Genomic DNA, 3,513 nt, shown 5'->3' with positions numbered 1-3,513 from the left:
CCTCACCTCATAAGTCGGATGCTCCGGCTTTTTATAAGGATTCTCTTTTAACTCCTTTTTAATCCACTCAATGGCCTTTTCCAATTGTGGATCATTTCCTTTAGCAAGCTCTGTTGGGTTCTCCGGCACTTCAATATCAGGATCTACACCATGTCCTTCTTTAAACCAGGTTCCATCTGGGTTAAACATCCTGAATGTAGGGACGGTTACCATTCCTCCATCAATTAATTGAGGAGCTCCCGAAATGCCAATTAAACCTCCCCAGGTTCTAGTTCCAACTAATGGCCCTAAACCGGTTTTTCTAAAATAATCCGGGAAGGCATCTCCCCCTGAACCACTCCAGCCATTAATTAACATGACTTTAGGGCCAAAATTGGCATGAGGCGGCCAATTCCAGTCCTTTCCATTTCGAACTGCCCAATAAGCTAAAGGCTGACGATTCAACAATTCGATAAAACGATCCGGAATTTGTCCTCCACTGTTAAAGCGCTCATCAATAATTAACCCATCTTTATCCATCTGAGCAGCAAACTGACGAATTAACTCATTTTGCCCATCAATTCCCGTGCTGCGCACATAAATATACCCTACTCGGTTATCTGTTTCATCACTTACCATTTTCCGATGTGTTTCTATCCACTCCAAATGCCGAAGACGTTCTTCACTATCCATAGGCTCAACAATTACTTTGCGAGCATTTGTAAGAGAGGGACTACTGTTTACCAAAAGCTCTACGGTTTTTCCGGCAAGTCCTTGAAAAGCAGCATAAGGCTCTTGGTCAATGTTCACAGGCCGACCGTTTACTTCCAGGATATAATCACCTGCTTTTATTTCCAGCCCAGGAAGGGCTAAAGGTGAATAAACTTCAGCATCCCAAGGCGCTCCCCTTACAACCCGTTTAATGCGATAATGTCCATTTGCAATTTCCCAATCTATACCCAAATACCCTACGGTCTCCTGTTTAGCTTTTTCAGTATCTCCCCCTCCTCTGTAGGCATGAGAAGCATTCAATTCACCAATTAATTCTCCTATCACAAAATTGACATCCCATCGGGTGACAGCGACATCCATCATTTTACCATACTTTTCTTTCATCGCCTCCCAATCTACTCCATGCATATTTTTATCATAGAAGTAGTCTCTTTCAAACCTCCAGGCGTCCATAAAAATTTGCTTCCATTCCGCTTTTGGTTCCACGGTCATGTCCATTTCCCCCAATGGAAGTTTTTTCTCTAGTTTTTGATCAGCAGCTAATTCAACAATTGCCCCGGAAAGATCGTTTTCCACTACTAAAACCTTTTCCCCATTTGCTGAAATTTGAAAGCCCAAAGCATCCTGCACAATAGTTGTTTCTTCCCTTTCTTCCAAATCAAAGTACTTGATAGGGCTAGTTTTATCTTCCCCACCACTTCTTGGCCGTTGGTGATAAACCACCTTTCCAGAAACCGCATTTAAATCGGAGTAATTACCTGGAGAGGGAGGCAAAACCACCATTCGTTCCTCAATATTTGAAAAATCAATTGTTACTGATTTTGGTTTATCTGCCTCAACCTCCTCTTTTTCCTTTTTATTTTTCTTCCCTTTTTTAAAACTCTCCTCTTCCTTTTCACTTTCTACGGTAGCCTCATCATTTTTAGGAGCCAAAATAAAGGGGACATCATTTCTTAATGCAATGGCTGCAACTTGTGTCGCATTCGGATATACAAAAGTATTGCCGAAATCCCCATACACAGGTGAAAAATGACGGTTTGTAAGTATATACAAATACTTCCCGTCAGGATCGAAAGCAGGGGAGGAATCACTATAATACCCACTGGTGAGTTGATGTTTGTTAGCATTTTGGGTATCAAAAACAAAGATCGCCTGATTTGTATTGTCCATGCTTTTGGAGTAGGCTAGCCAACGGCTGTCGGCAGACCAACTAAAATCCTTTGCAGAAAGCCCTCCCTCACTTAACCAATTGTCCTGATCGACTTCTACTGTTCTATTTTTCGATAAATCAAAAAGACGAATGTGAGATTCCTGATCTATGAATACTATTTTTTTGCTATCTGGCGACCAAAAAAGATGATAACGGAATCCTGGACCATAGGAGGTAAGTTTACGTTCCTTGTTCGTCGCTAAATCCAATAAGGTAAGTTCATATTCACCAGAACGATCACTCCAATAGGCTACATATTTACCATCGGGTGACCAGGCGGGAAAACGTTCGGCAATTCCTGAAGTAGATGTCAAGTTTTTCACATACCCATTCTCTGCCGGAAGGGAAAAAAGCTCGCCACGTGCTTCTGCAATGGCCCTATTTCCGTCAGGAGAAATACTAAGATTTTGCAGATAATCCTTTACTTTATCTTGTTTCGGCACCAAGGCCAATTGATCCGTGACCACCTTTACCTCTACAGTTTTATAAGCTTCTGTGGACAAATTAAGGAGGTAAAGTTCGTCTGCGGCTTCGAAAACAATTTCTTCCGGACCTAAAGAAGGAAAATGGACATCATCCTCGGTAAAACGGGTAAGCTGTTTTTCCTCACCACTGTTTATATCCTGAACCCAGAGATTAAACCGCTTCTCTTCCCCTTGATCAGAAAGATAATAAACCTTATCTCCGTGCCACATCGGAAATTCCTGATTACTGCTATTACTAGTGATTTTTTGTGAAGAAAAATCTGCAAGATTAAAAAGGAAAATATCTGCAGCCATCCCTCCTTCATACCTTTTCCAGGTCCTGAAAACCCTTGTTTTATCAGTATAGGCAATACTTTTTCCATCTGGAGAGAAGGAACCAAGTTCAGCATATGGCATTGGAAGCTTTTCTGCCAATCCTCCGTCTTTAGAAATAACATAAAACTGATTGAATCTTTGTCGTCCACTTTCTCTAGTTGAGGCAAATAGCAATTGATCTCCCGAAGGATTCCAACCCAAAAGTCGATCATTTCCACCATGAAAAGTAATTCTTTTTGGTACTCCTCCCAAGGCCGGCATTAGGTAAATATCGCTATTTCCATTGTAATTTCCGGTAAATGCAATTTCTGAACCTTCCGGAGAAAACTTTGGGAAAACTTCTTCTCCACTTGGAGAGCTTAAGCGCTGAGCAACTCCTCCCTCTTTAGGAACAATCCAAATGTCTCCTGCATAGGAAAAAGCAATATGAGATTTTGAAACATCCGGATAACGGAACATCCTGGCACTAATCTGCGCTCGAGTGTAGGAAAGGCTAAAAGAAAATAAGATTAAGACATAAAACACTTTGTTTTTTTTCATAGAAATAGGCTTAATTGATAAATAATCCAGAATTGAGCTTAAAAAATAAGTTAGTTAATCCTTCATTAATAATTGGAAACTATAAATTACGAAAGGTCATCCCATAACAAAGAAAAAGAATTTTCTTCAGGTTACTTTCCAACCTCATAAACACCTTTACCCCCAGTCACATTTGAAATTTAAGTAAAAGCATTCCTTTTCACCATTAATTTTCTCAGAATTAATAGACTTATTTACTAATAAATACTCAAT

At 40.3% G+C, this 3,513-nt stretch carries 1 protein-coding gene; it reads right to left on the bottom strand.

Translation table 11 applies throughout. The features are described from left to right. Nucleotides 1–3,261, bottom strand: a 3,261-nt coding sequence (locus E1171_RS04660; protein WP_155204578.1) for a S41 family peptidase, incomplete at its 3' end; no start/stop codon positions are given. Between the last annotated feature and the right edge of the window lie 252 nt (nucleotides 3,262–3,513).

Source organism: Xanthovirga aplysinae (genome assembly GCF_009711365.1).
In the GTDB taxonomy this organism is placed as follows: Bacteria; Bacteroidota; Bacteroidia; order Cytophagales; family Cyclobacteriaceae; genus Xanthovirga; species Xanthovirga aplysinae.
This window is presented reverse-complemented; position numbering and strand designations above follow the sequence as displayed.